The organism is Paenibacillus sp. FSL R7-0163 (assembly GCF_037969975.1).
GTDB lineage: Bacteria > Bacillota > Bacilli > Paenibacillales > Paenibacillaceae > Paenibacillus_AQ > Paenibacillus_AQ odorifer.
In genome coordinates, this window is the sequence record NZ_CP150224.1 from 2,846,341 (window position 1) to 2,862,448 (window position 16,108).

14 protein-coding genes are annotated in these 16,108 nt (G+C 41.8%); 2 read left to right on the plus strand and 12 right to left on the minus strand.

What is annotated here, in order from left to right; translation table 11 throughout:
• Nucleotides 1–635: 635 nt before the first annotated feature.
• The gene (locus NST45_RS12520) at nt 636–1,766 is read left to right on the plus strand and encodes a glycosyltransferase family 61 protein (protein ID WP_339825771.1); all 1,131 of its coding nucleotides are present in this window, start codon (nt 636–638) and stop codon (nt 1,764–1,766) included.
• Between the two features lie 76 nt (nt 1,767–1,842).
• Here the strand turns inward: NST45_RS12520 and NST45_RS12525 are convergent, their stop codons facing one another.
• Nucleotides 1,843–2,568: a RibD family protein gene (locus NST45_RS12525; protein ID WP_339825773.1), complete on the minus strand. Its 726-nt coding sequence runs from the start codon at nt 2,566–2,568 to the stop codon at nt 1,843–1,845.
• Nucleotides 2,569–2,580: 12 nt separating this feature from the next.
• Entirely contained in the window at nt 2,581–3,327 is a 747-nt protein-coding gene (locus NST45_RS12530; protein ID WP_339825776.1) for an SDR family oxidoreductase, read from the minus strand.
• Nucleotides 3,328–3,495: 168 nt separating this feature from the next.
• Here NST45_RS12530 and NST45_RS12535 point away from each other — a divergent pair, with 168 nt between their 5' ends.
• Entirely contained in the window at nt 3,496–4,041 is a 546-nt protein-coding gene (locus NST45_RS12535; protein ID WP_076105670.1) for a TetR/AcrR family transcriptional regulator, read from the plus strand.
• A 238-nt stretch (nt 4,042–4,279) separates the two neighbouring features.
• Here the strand turns inward: NST45_RS12535 and NST45_RS12540 are convergent, their stop codons facing one another.
• From NST45_RS12540 to NST45_RS12585, 10 genes are all read right to left on the minus strand, one after another.
• Nucleotides 4,280–6,133, minus strand: coding sequence for an ABC transporter ATP-binding protein (locus NST45_RS12540; RefSeq protein WP_339825779.1), 1,854 nt, complete (start codon nt 6,131–6,133; stop codon nt 4,280–4,282).
• The gene (locus NST45_RS12545) at nt 6,120–7,859 is read right to left on the minus strand and encodes an ABC transporter ATP-binding protein (protein WP_339825783.1); all 1,740 of its coding nucleotides are present in this window, start codon (nt 7,857–7,859) and stop codon (nt 6,120–6,122) included. Before NST45_RS12545 ends, NST45_RS12540 begins: the two co-directional genes overlap by 14 nt.
• A gap of 18 nt (nt 7,860–7,877) precedes the next feature.
• The gene (locus tag NST45_RS12550; protein ID WP_038570966.1) at nt 7,878–8,363 is read right to left on the minus strand and encodes a nitroreductase; all 486 of its coding nucleotides are present in this window, start codon (nt 8,361–8,363) and stop codon (nt 7,878–7,880) included.
• A complete protein-coding gene (locus NST45_RS12555) occupies nt 8,350–8,715 on the minus strand; it encodes a hypothetical protein (protein WP_052097030.1) in 366 nt (121 codons plus the stop codon). The genes NST45_RS12550 and NST45_RS12555 overlap by 14 nt, the downstream gene beginning before the upstream one ends.
• Before the next feature lie 204 nt (nt 8,716–8,919).
• A complete protein-coding gene (locus tag NST45_RS12560) occupies nt 8,920–10,524 on the minus strand; it encodes a response regulator (protein ID WP_339825787.1) in 1,605 nt (534 codons plus the stop codon).
• Nucleotides 10,514–12,280, minus strand: coding sequence for a sensor histidine kinase (locus tag NST45_RS12565; RefSeq protein ID WP_339825790.1), 1,767 nt, complete (start codon nt 12,278–12,280; stop codon nt 10,514–10,516). Before NST45_RS12565 ends, NST45_RS12560 begins: the two co-directional genes overlap by 11 nt.
• A gap of 104 nt (nt 12,281–12,384) precedes the next feature.
• Entirely contained in the window at nt 12,385–13,224 is an 840-nt protein-coding gene (locus tag NST45_RS12570) for a carbohydrate ABC transporter permease (RefSeq protein WP_076142098.1), read from the minus strand.
• The gene (locus tag NST45_RS12575) at nt 13,224–14,123 is read right to left on the minus strand and encodes a sugar ABC transporter permease (RefSeq protein WP_339825793.1); all 900 of its coding nucleotides are present in this window, start codon (nt 14,121–14,123) and stop codon (nt 13,224–13,226) included. Before NST45_RS12575 ends, NST45_RS12570 begins: the two co-directional genes overlap by 1 nt.
• Nucleotides 14,124–14,181: 58 nt before the next feature.
• Complete coding sequence (locus NST45_RS12580) at nt 14,182–15,537, minus strand: extracellular solute-binding protein (protein WP_339825795.1); 1,356 nt, start codon at nt 15,535–15,537, stop codon at nt 14,182–14,184.
• Nucleotides 15,538–15,757: 220 nt separating this feature from the next.
• Entirely contained in the window at nt 15,758–16,099 is a 342-nt protein-coding gene (locus NST45_RS12585; RefSeq protein ID WP_339825798.1) for a hypothetical protein, read from the minus strand.
• Nucleotides 16,100–16,108: the final 9 nt, after the last annotated feature.

Here is a 16,108-nt window from a genome sequence, read left to right on the forward strand (position 1 = left end):
ACCTGATCAGATTATGGGCAAGTGAATATAAACAAACTAATGGTCCGCATATCGCTTATAGCAAACCTTGGAATGTAACCGATCGGAATGCCCTCTCCGTATTCTCTTAGTTCTGTGTCTTAATCGAATCTGGGAGATAACTGCATTCTATACACTTATTCCGTACGGAAAAGGAACCTTCATACTTTAACTGCATTCTATACAACTAAAAACGATCAAATCCACCTATTGGGTAGAAAATCAAGGAAATAGATGTACGAAGTACACTTATATCCCCGAGCTGAGTGATTTGAAGGAATATAGTTGTACGAAATGCAGTTAAACGTTGGTACACATCGCATCCATCGGCTATCTATTCAGCGTTAGCGTGCTCGTCGCTTATTAGTTAATAAGTTAATTCATACCAACAATGGAACATATGTCTTTTCCAGAAACGCAATTTCTTCATAGGTTAACGCACATATTTAGATTTTTGGATCTGATCTGTTTCTGTGCGATGAGTTATTTCTGCTCAGTCTCACGTAAGTCTTCTTGTTCATCCGCCTCTTTCCGAGTAAGCCTGTGTCCAAAGAATCTTCATTTCATAAAATAGCTTAGTAAGGTTTCTGCGCTTCTACTTGGGAATATGAGGTGACATGATGTTATTTTCTGCACAAGGGGTACCACCCCAAGGATATTACCAAAGCATCTGGGACTTTACTTCCCACAACGAAAACAGTACAAAGGAAGCTGGGAATGTCGTTCCTTTTGACTTCGGACGGGCGGCTGAGTTCAGAGCGCCCAAAAGCATTGAAACGAGTATTGCTCCAGCACTAACACCTTATTGTTTAGAGCCCTTTGGCGGATACGTAGCCACCATTTCCAGAGGGAAGGTATGGGGAGAATCTGGTGCCCTTCTAACACCAGAAGGGAAATTGATCTTTGATCTTTCCCAAGAATATGATGCCGAACAATACAGGATGCTTGAAGCAGATGAGCACCCAGTGTTTCACCGGTGGAACGATCCTCAGCTTCAACATTTTGCCGGGACCGCGGCGGTGTTAACATTTTGCGGAGCCCATAACTATTTTCATTGGATGTATGATGTGCTCCCTAGGCTAGCGATGCTTCGATCGAGTGGAATTACTTACTCCTCTATTATCATGAATCCAAATCCGTATGGACCCTTTGTCGAACAAACGTGGGCCATGCTTGGGATATCCGAGTCATTGGTGATCCGGACGAATTCAGAAGCATATGTTCAGGCTGACCAGCTACTTGTCCCTTCCTTAATGATGAATTCACATTATCCTCCTTGGACCACGGATACACTGCGGAGATTTTTGTTACCGCATAGAGAAACAACACTAGTCACTCCAGAACGAATTTATATCTCACGAAAAAAAGCAAGCTCAAGAAGGTTGGTTAATGAAGATGATGTCATCCGCTGCCTAGAGAAATTTAATATCGTACCGATTTGTCTAGAAGACTGGACGGTTGCCCAACAAATCCAATTATTCGCCTCAGCGAAAGTAATCGTAGGTCCGCATGGTGCTGGACTCGCTAATCTGGCTTTTTGCCAGCCTGGAACACAGGTCATTGAAATTTTCCATGCCCAGCATGTTGTTCCAACCTATTGGATGATCAGCAACCATAATAATCTCGAATATTATATGGTGTACGGGCAAGGTGTAGCAGATCCTGCGATTCGTTTTCCAGGACTGGAAGACATCTATGTGAACGTAGATCGTCTGAAACAAACGATGCATCTGGCAGGCTTGGAATGAGAAGCTTGCTTACTACTTTCTCGAATTCAAAAAGCGCAAAGCATATTTTGCTTTGCGCTTTTTAAGAAACATAGATTTAATCACGCCGTGTTACATACTTCAACCATAGCCCATCATCCGCAAGTTTTTCTACACTTTTTAAGCTGAAATTTGCTGAGGGCTGTTGTTTCATAGATGAATCCATTTCAAATAAGGTCACAGAATTAGAGGCTCCATCTACGATGGGAACTATAACCAAGCTCAACTCATCAATTAAATCTTCATTCAGGAAAGAGCCGTTTAAAACGCCCCCACCCTCCAGCATCAATTCATCGATTGAGAATAATTGTTTCAGCTTTCTCACGACTACAGAAAAATTCAATCGTTCTTTTCCACCGAATATATATGAGATTCCTAGATTTTTCAGATAAGCTAGATAAGCATCAGATACCTGTTCTGTAAGCACTTCAATGATATGATGCTCTGTTCTATTGTGACTTCCTTCTGAAATGTAGTTTTTGGTCCAGCCCAGTTTTCCCGAGGGATCTACAGCTACTGCATATGTTGAGGCATCATTTTGAGCGATAAAGTCTGTTCTAGGAATGCTTGAAGTGTTACTCTGCTCTAATTCTAATTTATTGCCTAACGTAAAATTTTCCTCCATGGTAATCCTGCCACATATCCAAGCTTTACATCCATACCGATCATGAATGTTTTCGTACTCATCAATAAAATAGGCAGTCCGTTCTTCATCCAAGTAATCTCCGATGGTTTTACCATCCAATGAGGTAAGCATATGGCAAATAATATAGGGCCTGTCCATAATGATCCCCTTTTAACCTACTTGAACTGTTGGGCGAATAATCATTTCATTGATAGCCACATCTGAAGGTTGCTCAATGGCAAATGTGATGGCACGAGCGATGCTGTCTGCATCAATGGCTATTTTGTAAAATTCATTCAAGCCAGCTTTTGACTCTGCATCTGAGGTAGTATCTAACAATTCGCTGCTGACGGCTCCTGGAGAAACATTGGTAACACGAATATTGGTTCCACTCATCGCTTCTTCTTGACGAAGCCCTTCAGAAATTGCTCTAACCGCATGCTTGGTGCCACAATATACTGTACCCCCTGGGTAAATGTTATGGCCAGCAACCGATGATAAGTTAATAATATGACCAGATTTTTGCTCTCTCATTGATGGGAGAACAGCTGCAATCGCATATAAAACCCCTTTGATATTTACGTCAATCATTTGATCCCATTCATCCAGCATTTTCTTAAAAAGAAAAGCTTGTGGCATGATTCCCGCATTATTAACTAATACATCAATTTTGCCAAACTCTTTAAGTGCATAAGCTGCCAGTTCTTCCATTTGTGCTTGGGAAGTCACATCTGTCACTTTGTAGATGGCTGTTCCACCACTTTGTTCAATTTCTCCTTGAAGCTTTTGAAGACGTTCCTCACGACGAGCGGCTAGAACAAGCTTAGCACCTTTAGAGGCTAGTTCTTTCGCGGCGGCTTCCCCAATCCCACTAGAAGCACCTGTAATAATTACGACTTTATCTTTGATATTTGACATGTAAAAAAACACCCTTTCGATATTGTATATTGATTTATTAATAGACTATAATCTATTATTATAAACAGTTACAGAATACATTCAATTGTACGATGAGTCTGTTTTGTTCAATACTAAACAGATCCTATAAATGTGTTTATTATTTTTAGAAAGTAAGGTGAACCCCGAATGTCTAAAGTGGATAGAAGAATACTCAAATCTCAAGATGCGCTTAAAAAGGCCGTCATTGAACTGATGACTAAGAAAAATTTTGACGACATTACCATACAGGATCTCTCCGACACAGCAAATGTAAGCCGGGGAACGATCTACCTTCATTATCTGGATAAATATGATTTGTTAGATAAACTTATCGAAGAACATATAGAGGTCCTAAGAGCACTTTGTGAATCGGCGTCTGAATTGGATTTTATCGAGGCAACGTTGATCTGGACGGAATACTTCGATAAAAATTATTCTTTCTTCTCTATGATGTTAGCGAGTAAAGGTGCTCCTTATTTTCGAAATCGTTTCTTAAGCTTTCTTCTCGATGAGTTTCGGCATGAAGTAAATGTCACCGCAGGAATAAACCAAGGGTTAAATGAAGAGGTTATTATTAGTTTTGTTGCATCGGCTTATGCTGGGGTAGTGGAATGGTGGTTCAAGAATGAAAGACCTGTAGCACATCAAGTCTTGGCTGAACAACTCGGAACGTTATTAGAGAGGAATTTATAAAAAGAGCGGCGATTCTCCTATAATAGGTGAATCGTCGCTCTTTTTTATCGGGCATTAATTACGCAATAGATTACACATCTTTTTAAGGACTTCGGACCCTGGGATGCTATTCCTTCACCCCAATAGCTGCAGTGGGGTCCTTTAACATTCTGAAAATCAGAAAATCTCGCCTTTAAGGTCAGATGAGTCCGATAAAAGCATCTACTTACAAATGTTATCGGTTCAAGTAAAGATTCTTTTAAATCGCTCGTTTGAACTGGGTATTGTACAGCTCGTAATAAACACCTTGCAGCGCAAGAAGCTCTTTATGACTGCCTTGCTCGGCAATTCCGCCACCCTGAATAACGAGTATACGATCAGCATCCTGGATGGTACTAAGCCTATGGGCGATCACAAAGCTTGTTCGTCCCTTCATTAGCTTTTCCATCGCCTGTTGAATATGCATTTCCGTACGCGTATCCACACTGCTGGTTGCCTCATCTAGGATCAAAATAGCTGGATCAGCTAGAATGGCGCGGGCAATCGTTAAAAGCTGGCGCTGGCCGTGGCTCAAATTACTGCCTTCCGCATGAAGAATAGTCTCATATCCATGTGGCAGTCTATTGATAAAGGCATCTGCATTGGCCAATCTTGCCGCTTCTTCTACCTCATGGTCTGTCGCATCAAGGCGGCCAAAACGAATATTTTCCCGAATCGTTCCCGAGAATACATGCGCGTCTTGCAATACCATTCCCAATTGACTACGAAGTGCGTTTTTATCCAGCTCTCCAATCTCGCGTCCATCAATGAATATGGAGCCGCCGCTCAAATCGTAGAATCTGATCAGCAAGTTGACAATGGTCGTTTTTCCAGCACCCGTTGGACCAACAAGCGCAATTTTCTCTCCGGGTTTTGCTTCAAACGTAACCTCACTCAGAATTGGTGAATCCGACTTGTAAGCAAATGAAACGTCTTTGAAAACAACATTCCCTTTTAACCTCGGCAGATCGTCACTTTGTTCATCACCGTCACCGTATTCGGATGGCATATCCATGACTTCAAACACACGCTCCGCACCAGCAATTGCCGACTGAATTAGATTGTACTGGTTAGCAAGATCGGAGATCGGTCGTCCGAACTGTTTGGAATACGTAAGGAAGCTAACGATTACGCCAACTGTAGCCATGTTATGAAAAGCCATCCAGCCACCCACCCCGGCAATGATCGCAAATCCAAAGTTATTAATCATGTTCATAACCGGTCCCACTAATCCGGATACAATTTGTGCCTTAATGCTGACTTTATTCAGCTCTCCGCTGATTTTGCGGAACCGTTTCACTTCTGTCTCTTCCCTGCTGTATTGTTTGACCACTTTTTGTCCGCTGATGGTTTCTTCGATAAATCCACCCAATTCACCTAAATGGCGTTGCTGATTTTTAAAATAAGTTCGACTTAAACCTATGATTTTACGGCTGGACAATAACACAAGAGGGATCGTTATCAGTGAAACTACGGTCAACGGAACGTTCATCATTAACATGATCACTAGTGAACCGCTTAGTGTGATCAAACTGTTTAATAACTGGGTCACACTCTGATTAAGTGTACTGGATACGCTCTCTATATCGTTGGTTGCCCGGCTCATTAGTTCTCCGTTAGCTTGCGTGTCAAAAAACTTGATCGGTAGCTGTTGATATTTGCTGAACAAATCACGACGCAGCTCGAATACGGTATTTTGTGAAACGGAGGTCATAACATAGGCTTGCACCCAAGCAACCACACTGCTTAGCCCATAAATACCAATTAGGAGTAGACAAAAGCGAATTAGACCCTGATAATCGTGGGGAATTACGGCAGTGTCAATGGCTTTACCGATTAGATAAGGCCCAATCAACGAAAGGATTGCATTCAACACAGTAAATACATATACAATGATTAACCCGAACCGCTGGCGGTTCAAATAAGTCCAGATGCGTTTGAGTGTGCCCGCTTGATTCTTAGCGCGTACGATCGGCACAGCTCCGCCGCGTCCGGGACCAGATCCCTGTCCAGGTCCGAATCCTCCTGATCGATTAAAAGGAGTGGTGTTCATGCCGTTATTAAGCTTTGACATAAGGTACCTCCTCTCCCTTCATCTGTGATCTCCAAATATCTCTGTATATTTCACTGCTATTCATAAGACCATCATGTGTACCTTGTACAGCAATTCGGCCGTTTTCTAATACCAGAATACGATCAGCGTCAATTACAGAGGTGACACGCTGAGCTATCAAAATATTCGTGCTGCTGCGCAGCCGTGTTTTTAACATCTGCCGGATTCGTGACTCTGTCGCTGCATCGAGCGCACTAGTGCTGTCATCCATAATGAGGATTGTTGGCTGAATTAAAAGTGCCCGTGCAATCGAAAGCCGCTGCTTTTGCCCACCGGACAGGTTAATGCCACGCTGGCCGAGCTCTGTATCGTAACCCTGTGGAAGTTCTAAAATGAAATTGTGAGCTTCAGCGGCTATTGCTGCTTCTTCCACATCCTCATCTGTGGCATCCGGTCTGCCATATCGGATATTATCGCGGATAGTACCGCTGAACAGAATAGCCTGCTGCATAACATATCCGATTCTGCTGCGCAAATCTTCCAGAGCAATCATACGAGTGTCGGAGCCGTCAATTGTGATTGCGCCAGAGGACACTTCGTAAAACCGGGGAATAAGGCTGACCAATGATGATTTACCAGTACCGGTGGCACCAAGAATGGCCACTGTTTCTCCTGGCTCCGCAGTGAAATTAATACCGTCTAACACTAGATTTTCATCCGTAGGATCATAAGCAAAAGATACATTGTCAAATACGATCCGACCGTTGTGTATGGCATCTTTTTTAGCGTTGGCAACTTCTGTAATCTCACTAATGGTGGAAAATACTTCATTCTCCCGATCGGCAGAAACCTTGGCTCGTGAGAAGAAGGTCAACATATTGCTTAACATCAGCATTGACATCAACAATTGGGTTATATAGTTAATAAAAGCGATCAGCTGACCAACTGGCAGCCCACCGTTCCAGCTTTGCACTCCCCCAAACCATAGTACAGCAACAATACTGGCATTGAGTACAAGCATCATTAGCGGCATATTTAATGACATTAACCGTACCGCTTTTATCGCAATTTCTGTATAATCCTTGTTAGCTGTATTAAAGCGTTTCTGTTCATGATTAGCGCGGACGAATGCTTTGACTACACGGATGCCGGATAAATTTTCCTGCAACACTGTGTTCACACCGTCTAATTTGACCTGCATTTTTTGAAACAAAGGAAAAGAAAGTCGGATTAACCCATACAATATTAAACTCAAGAGTGGCACGGCAACGGCTAGGATGAGGGTCAGCATAGGACTAATCCGGATGGCCATCACCAAGCTTCCGACTAATAGCAATGGAGATCGAATACTCCGCAAAATCATTTGCACAAAGGTTTGCAGCTGCACCACATCATTTGTTAATCGCGTAATCAGTGAGCCCGTCTTCAATTGATCCAGGTTCTTGTTAGAAAATTTCTGAATATGTTCAAACAAGCTAATCCGCAAATCATTACCGAAGTTTTGAGAAGCAATACTCGAAAAAATAGTGCAGCCCACCCCACCAATTAGACCGATAAACGCTACACCAAGCATAATCAGTCCGGTCGAGAAAATATGAGACAAATCTTTTGTCATAACACCCTTATCCACAATGCTCGCCATGAGCGTGGGCTGCAGTAAATCCATAGTCACTTCGACCAGCATCAGCAATGGTGCCAACACACACCACACCCAATATGGCCTCAAATAATGCTTAAGCTTCCACATTCCGCCACCTTCAATTGTTTAAGATAAATACGTGATTTTAGAACTAATCGGTGTTCTGGGTTTCGCATTCGGCATTTCCTCCGGATAACCCATTCCAAATATCCCAATAACATCGTAATTTTCTTGAACATTAAGAATCTCACGATTATGAGGCAAAGCCCCCAGCGAAGCCCAATACGTACCTACACCTGCTTCATGTGCAGCTAATAGGAAATTTTGTACGAAACAAGCAGCAGCCATAACATTCTCATCGCGTTCAAACGCAGTTGCGGCAGGCTTAGACAGAACTGCAAAAACAACAGGTGCGTTGCCAAAATCCGTCTTATGTTTTAATTTCGCTCTAGTATTGGATCCGATGAAAAGAAGCTCCCAAGGTTCGGTCATACGATGATTAGGAGCGTAACTTGCAGCCTCCAGCCATGAATGTAACTCCTCTTCACCTATTGGAGTCTGTTTGAATTGTTTTATACTTCTACGGGTTTTAATGAGCTCAGTTATTTTCATCTTTTTCTTTACTCTCCTCTTTTTTAACATTTGATGTTGTATCTTCTGGAGCGATCTCATGAATCTGAAAGATTTGTTTAAACTCTTCAATGATCGCTTCCGTTGCTTTTAATTCACCGCTAACCACTTGTTTAATCGATTCAAGCTCAGGCTGATTTAACTGCCGCTGTAATGTAGCCCGGTTAACCATAAGCTTATCTAAAAAAGCGATGGCTCTGCCACGGCGAAAAGTTTGAGCACTTTTAGGATGTTGATCCATCGGTTCTGTCATCCCATGTTTCATAAAGCCTCGATCTCTGTGTTCTCCATGCTCCCTATGACCGCCACGTTTGCCGATATGTCCTTCACGCATTTTATTTCCTCCTTTTGCAGTAGTGTATACATTTGTATACGCGTTCTTCATGTATACAAATGTATACGATAGAATCCATTTCTGTCAAGATCATTTTTCCATTTTGTAACATCATAATTGCTCATTTTATATCTGAAAAAAACAATAAAAACCCGCATAAAGTGCGGGCTTAAAGAGAAAAATCATAAAATTCAACGGAGTGATTTATAGGGAATAACTATTTTTCTTATACTCCTGAACGGATACTCCCATTACTTTTTTAAAACAGTTACTGAAGTAAAATGGATCTTTAATGCCTACCTTTTCAGCAATTTGATAAGCTTTCCAATCCGTTTCATTCAGAAGCTTCACCGCTTTTTCCATTCTGCACTTGAGAAGATAATCCGTAAAGCTAATCCCTATGTCCTGCTTAAAGATCCGGCTAAAGTAACTGGAATTCATGTGGAATTTATTCGATACATAGGATAAAGACATCTCCGGAATGTGCATCTCCTGTTGAATAAAATCTTTAACTTCATGGATAATATTATTAGTTTTTTTGCTTCGTGCCTGGATTACTTGAGAGGTTACCTTCTCTGTGAGTTCTAGCAATGTCTGTTGCATGTCTGGCAGGCTATCGAGCTCGAAAATCCTTTTAAATGGCGAAATATCGAAAGAAAGATTATTATCTATTATAACTCCCATTTCAGCGAGTGAATTGATTAATGTGGAGACAAATTGGGCGGAAACCAACCTAGCTCGTTCCACAGAAAAAGCCTTGGACTTCTCCAAATCCTGAAACATTTTCTCGATGGATTGCATAGCCTTGTCTAAGACACCAGCTTTTACAAAAAATAAAATTTCCTCAATTTCATTCGTCTTAACTTCCCAGGATCGGCCTCCGAAATGAATTTCATCATTAAAAAAATAGATGGCGTTACTGCCCTTTAACTTACCATATCTAACTGCCTCCAGCGCCTCTTTATAGGATTCTTTGATCCTATTGAAATCCGTACAGGTACTACCTACGCCAATGCAAGCTTTGCATTCAAGCTTTTCATGGAGCGATTGGGCAAGCCACTCTCCAATCTTCGTAAGATTCTGATTATCTTTTCTATTAAGAAGGACAATGCGTTGACTGTTATCAAAAAAAACTTCAATTCCCTCATACTCTTCAAGCGCGTAATCAATAAACCTCTTACAACGCAAAGACTGCAGGATTCGTTGTTCCTCCCCTTCTTCTAAGGGAATTTGAAGTTCAATGAGCATGATTGAAAACAAGCTGTTCGCTGAGTCAGGAAAAAAGTAATGGAATCGGCTAACCAGCTGATCGGGGTCCCAGAGGCCTGAAAGCAAATCATTTAGAAATTTTTCTTTTAGTTGAACGGCGTTTTCTTTTAACTGTCGATTCAGCTCCTGATATTCGTTCCACCGCTCTGTCTCTTCCCGGATTTTCCCATGAAGATCTACCACAACTCTTCGTACTTCCTCGGCTTGAAGCGGCTTCAAGATAAAATTTTGCACTCCAATCTCCAGGCTTCTTTTTGCATATTCGAATTCGGGATGTGCAGTGATGATTACAATTTTGACTAGCGGATACCTTTCTTTTATCAACCGGCTTAATTCCAGTCCATCCATAAAAGGCATACTGATATCTGTAAATACTACATCCGGTTTCATGGTTTCGATCAGATCTAACGCTTCGCTTCCATTCGAGGCCTCACCTACGAATCTGTAACCAACCGCTTGCCAATCTATAATGATGGGAACAATTTTTCTCGCATTCATTTCATCATCTACAACAATGGCTCTGAGCAGTTCAAGCTCCATGACTATTCCCCTCCTCAAGCGGTAGTTCCAATTCAATCCGAGTTCCTTCTCCCGGTGCACTGACCAAACTACAATTCATGTCCGCACCATAGTACAGCTTCAGACGCATCAAAGTACCGCGTAACCCAAAACTGGACTCATTTTGCCCATAGGGCTCAGCTTGCATTTCCCGGCGTTTGTCTTCATTCATCCCCACACCATCGTCTTCCACGATTAACTTCAGTCGATTCCCCTGAATTCGGGCAAGGATGCGAATCTTACCACACTCCCCTAAAGGGCGAATACCATGATAAAGCGCATTTTCTACAAGCGGCTGAAGCGTCAATTTGGGTATCCGAACATACTCAGCTTCTTCCGGCACCTCAATTTCACTTGTGAAAATTTCTGGATAGCGAATATTTTGTATACTCAAATAACTTTTAGTGATCTCTACTTCTTCTCTTAACGTTACTACCTCACTGCCCCTACTAAGACTCTGGCGATAGAAGGCTGCAAGCTCAGAAATAATCTGGTACGCCTCATTATTATTTCCTGACAAAGTTAAATAGCCAGCTGATTCTAACGTGTTATATAAAAAATGTGGTTTAATTTGCTGCTGCAAAATATCCAATTCGAGTTTCCGAATCAATTTCTGTTCTTCTTTCTCCCGCTTCAGCGCTTGCTCAATGGTCATAATCATATTGTTATACCTATCTTTCAACTGGTTCAGTTCATCAGTTCTCGCCTCGTACCGAACCAAACTGAACTCTCCAATCTCCACTTTTTTCATGGATCGCAGCATATGTAAAATAGGTGTTGTAATGAATCTAGAAATCCAGACGGAACCTAAAAATATAGAAATGAAATTAAACAACATAATCATTAACAGCATTAGATTAAATTGACGATAGGGGCTTTCCCATTCCCCCAGAGGCTGAGCGCTAGTAAACTTCCAACCACGATCCATTGAAACCAGAGAAGAGATCAGATAATTATGATCTTTGATCTTTACGATTTTGCTACTGCCGAGCGGCACATCAAGCATAGAAGAGTTTGTATAAGTCGATAATTCAGGCCTTGTAAAATCAAGGAGTGTCTCATATCCAGTTTCGATCATTAAATCAGGTTTATTATCGTTGATCGAACGTTCATAGCTTTTTTTCAGCTCCTGAACGGTAATGTTCACGACTAATACTCCTATTTTCTTGGAAGTGTTCATGTCGTTTACGATGCGAATCAGAGAAATATATTGTGGATCCTGCTGGGGTTCCTTCGTCTCAAAATTGAAGATACCTCCGGCATTTTTCCTCCAAATTGCTTTTCCGTCCAAGGCGACCGCCTCGGAGTACCATTCCGCTGACTCGATCCCATCCAATCTGATCGGTTTTGCAGACTGCAAATCAATCGCAAACTTACGTCCTGCATTATCGAATAGATAAACAGAAGAGATAGAGGGCTCTGCGAGCATAAAATCTGACAGAGCCACCTCTAGCTTGTAAGTTAAAATCCCGATGTCGTTACCCGCCAGATCACTGCCCAAAATTTCCTGAACTGTGTTGTTCGACACGATCATCTTGGAATAATTATTCGTGCTGTCAAGAAGTGATTCGATTCCGGAATTCATGGCGTTTAAGGTTTGAAGCGATACCTCACCTACCTTTTCCTCGGTGAATTTTTCATTGATTCGTTGGTACATAATACCGCTTGCAATCATGGAAACCACTAATAAGGCCAAGTAGTAAAAAACGATTTGTGATCGGATACGTGCAAACCTCATCGGTAACCTCCTGGCCGACAATTAAGCGAATACGGACTTTTATTTATAGCTACTTCAATACGAAACTAGTATAGCATTTTTCGAAGGATTCCTATCCCATTGCTTTAGCCCTTAACTGCCCCGGCAATAATGCTTTTTTGGACTTGGTTACTTAGGAACAAGTAGATAATGATCATGGGTAGTGTAGCCACAACCATTCCAGCGAACATAGGTCCGAATTCTGTGGCATAGGCACTTTTAAACGAATTGATGGCGACGGTAATTGTTGCTAAGTCAGGATCATTAATGAACGTATTAGCAAACATCAGTTCGTTCCAAGCGGATAAAAAAGTAAAGATGGAAGTGGTTACGATAGCCGGCTTTACAAGCGGAAGCATAATACGGAAAAAAACCTGATAAATATTGCAGCCGTCTACAACGCTGGCTTCTTCCAACTCCCCTGGCAGCGCTCTAAAAAAACCAATCATGATAAAGATTGTAGTAGGAAGTGCACTAACGGTATAAGGAATGATTAAAGCCCACAGTGTATTCAGCAAACTTGTCATTTTTAACATCTGAAAGACAGGTAGCAGCGTAGCATGTACGGGGATCATCAATCCCAGCATAAAGAAAGTAAGCACCACATTATTAAGCTTCCACTTCATTCTTGCGACAGCAAAAGAAACCATTGCCGATAACAGAGCAGAAATAATGACAGTTACCGTTGTATACATAAGGCTGTTCAAAAAGTTACGTGCGATATTCGCCTTAAAAAGTGCGTAGTCGTAATTCGCCCACCGCCACTCATTAGGCAAGCCCATCACATTTGAGCCTGTAATTTCTATGTTTGTTTTAAAGGATGAAAATACAAGCCACACGAGCGGATACAATTGAATAACGGCGAAGATTAGAAACGCAAGCTGCAAAACAACCTTTGGCCAGCGGCGGTTATGTGTTGTTGTCATTAGCTCTCCTCCTTATCATCGTAGGTTCTGATCAGTTTTTGTAGAACTAAGTAGAAAAAGAGACATTCCACAACCATAAACACGGCCATCGTACTGCCGTACCCATACATATTGCGATTAAAAATCGATGAATACATCAACGTACTTGGAACACTAGTTTCCGGTGTTGGGTAGCCATTGGTCATAATGAAGACTAAATCGAAAAACTTCAATGATCCCAATACAGCAAATATGACGCATACCTTCAGGATCGGTGAAATAAGTGGAATGGTGATAGAGAAGGCGGTTCTTATACTTGATGCTCCGTCAATTTTTGCAGCCTCGTACAAATCTTCAGGAATCCCTTTGATGGCAGCGTACATTAGAAGCATATGGTAGCCGATATATTGCCAAACGATTGGAATCATAACACTAATTAGTGCTGTTCCGCTTTCCGTTAACCAATCATGTGTCCAGGAGGACAAGCCTAATTGATTGAGTATCGTATTCAGTAAGCCATATTCAGGCTGATAGATTTTCAGAAACATAACCCCGATGACAGAGGAGGATACCAAGACTGGAATGAAATACAAAGTACGATACAGCTTTTCACCCCAGACCCCTCTGGCAAGAACCAGAGCGAGCACCAGAGCTATCGGAAGTTGCATGAAAACAGAAAGAACTGCCAGATACAACGTATTAAGTATCGAATGATTAAAATCCATGCCGTACGTATCTGTAAAAAATAAATCCTTATAAGAAGCTAAACCGATAAATTTAGCCGGTTGAATCCCATCCCAGTCCAGCAGACTGTAATACATGGACTGAAGGATCGGGAAAAAACCAACAAGAATGTATAAAATCAAAGCAGGAACAACAAATACGGCGATAGCCTTTTTGTTTCCGAATACTTGATGCATGCTTCACTCCACCTTTAAATCGATCAGGCGGCGAACAATTCTCGCCGCCTGACGCAGATTATTGTCCTTGATTGACCTTGCTCTGTAATTCTTTCGTGTAGTCTTCAGCTGTTGTTTTTCCGGCAACGAATTTCATCAGCGAGCCGAACATAGATTCAGTGTCATTACCATTCAGCATTTGATCCCACCAGTAGGAGAAACCTGTTGCTGAAGAAGACAATTCACCAATTTGCAGAGCCAGTGGATTCATTTGAGAAGTGTCACCTACATCAACTTTCCATGCTGAGGAGCCTGAACCAGCCAGAAATACTTCTTTAGACATGGTCTCAATAAAGAACTTGTATACTTCCCATATTCTTTCCTTGTTTTTCAGATCGGCATTGAGCACGAATGTTTCACCCGAACCTCCGAACCACTCGTCAGCATTTCCTTTCCCCCCTGGAATGGTTGGAAATTTAATCGGTACCACTTTACCTTTGACCAAAGAGTTATCATCTTCAATCTGTCCGTTGACCCAAGCACCCATGAACATCATAGCTGCTTTGCCTGATAGGAACATATTTGTCGCGTCATCATAAGAAGTTCCAACAAAATGTTTGCCGAAGGAGTCCGCATCAATCAATTGTTTGTATTTCGCAGCAGCTTCTGTGAATTCAGGTGTGTCGAATGATCCTGTTTTCGTTAAAGCGGCATTTACAGCATCCACGCCTGCCATCCGGATGGCTAGAATCGCGTTCCATTGCATGGCTGGCCATCTGTCTTTAGCCCCAAGTGCAATCGGCTGAATACCTTTTGCTTTTAGTGCTTCAATCGCAGCAACAAGCTCATCCCATGTTTCCGGAATTTTTGCTCCTGCTTGCTCAAATAGTTCTTTATTAACGTACATTTGAGCAGTAGCTATATTGATCGGCAGACCGTAAAGCTTGCTATCGAAGACGAAATTGTCTGTCGTACCTGGTACGATTTGGTCCAGCGTTCCATCTTTTGCGAGATCATCAATGGACAGAATCCGGTTCCCCGCTATAAATGGCTCAGAGAATCCGCCACCCCAGGTGTAAAAAATGTCGGGCAGTTCATTGGCTGCTGAAGCCGCTTTCACTTTTGTTTTATAAGATTCGCCCCCAACACCTACATGCTCGATTTCTACATTAGGGAATTTAGCCTTGGTTGCCTCAAGTGCTTTATAAAAACCAACAAACCCGCCATCTTTAGAATTTGGATCCGCGAATTGAGACCACATGGTAATCTTGAGCTTCTCTTCCGCCGCAGTTGTTTTTCCCGTATTGCCTGCGTCTGCATTAGCCTCGGAATTCACGTTATTCCCGTTGTTCCCACCACAAGCAGTGATAAGCATGGACATAGCCATCAACACTGTTAGAGTTAGGTTCATCCTTTTTTTGTTGACTTTTTTCATTCTTTTTCGCCCCCCATTTTTATATTGCTTACAGGACTAATTATATAAATCAATTTATCAAGTGAACATGAAAGCGTTTTACTTTATGATGTATTCTCTTTACATTAGACATTTTTCTTTATTAACTACACATAAAGAAGACCTCTGATTTCTTCAGAAGTCTTCTTTTTTCATTCATATCAAAACCTAGGGCATGAACACCTCTATATAGCTGAGTGGCTTAGGTTCTATCCAAATTAAAGTTTTCTCTTTTATCAGAAGTTATCTCATGAATCTGAAACATATGAATGAACTCATCGATGATCGCTTCTGTAGCTTTTAGTTCACCACTAATGACTTGTTTTGCCGATTCAATCTCTGACTCTTTTAGCTGCTGCTGCAACGCCGAACGATTAATCATTAGCTTGTCCAAAAATGCGATAGCCCTAGCACGACGAAAGGTCTGAGCGCTTTTGTGAGGATGCTCCGAACCCACCTTGACTCCATTTATATTCATTTCTCCATGCTCTCCGTATTCTCGATGCTCGTTATAACCATGCTTATCTATGTGTCCTTCGCGCATGTTATTTCC